A 531-nucleotide genomic window follows, 5' to 3' on the forward strand; every position below is an offset into this window, starting at 1 on the left:
ACTAGAGTTTAGAGTAAGCAACATTGTTCCACCGTATATTTTCGGGTGAAATAAAGTTGCTATTTTGTTCATACTGCCCGTTAGAGCTTGTTCTATACGCTGATTGCTGCATCCTGCTCACTTCCTCGCCAATTGGGCGGTTCGAATTTTCTGCATTTACGGTTCCACCACTGCCGGACAGGGACATGGTGAAAAATCAGTAGCAGTCCTTTACGGATCTGCCCTGCCGTTGTGGGATTGTCCTTTCGCCAGGGCGAATGGCAACACAGTTGCCTGACGGTCTGATCATCCAGATAGCCCAATAATTGGATCAGACCATAACCCACCAAGGTCAGGTGCACCCAACGATGCAGCGTCTGGCGGGTTTGTTGCCAGGCCTCTTTCAAGCCCCAGGAGAGTTTCAGTTGATTGAACGTAACTACTCACCCCTATCAGCATAGAGCTGTCCCGAAAAGGCCATTTGAATGGCGACCAGCGGATTGTATCCCTGATTTGCCATGGTCTGCAGGTAACTGGAGATGCGGCAATAGG

Annotated in this window: 1 protein-coding gene; it reads right to left on the reverse strand. The window is 49.7% G+C overall.

Annotation, left to right across the window (positions count from 1 at the left end):
* Positions 1-92: 92 nt before the first annotated feature.
* Complete coding sequence (locus tag ACOCD2_RS25820; protein WP_293650450.1) at positions 93-386, reverse strand: hypothetical protein; 294 nt, start codon at positions 384-386, stop codon at positions 93-95.
* Positions 387-531: the final 145 nt, after the last annotated feature.

The organism is Thiolapillus sp. (genome assembly GCF_048562965.1).
Taxonomy (GTDB): Bacteria; Pseudomonadota; Gammaproteobacteria; order Chromatiales; family Chromatiaceae; genus Thiolapillus; species Thiolapillus brandeum_A.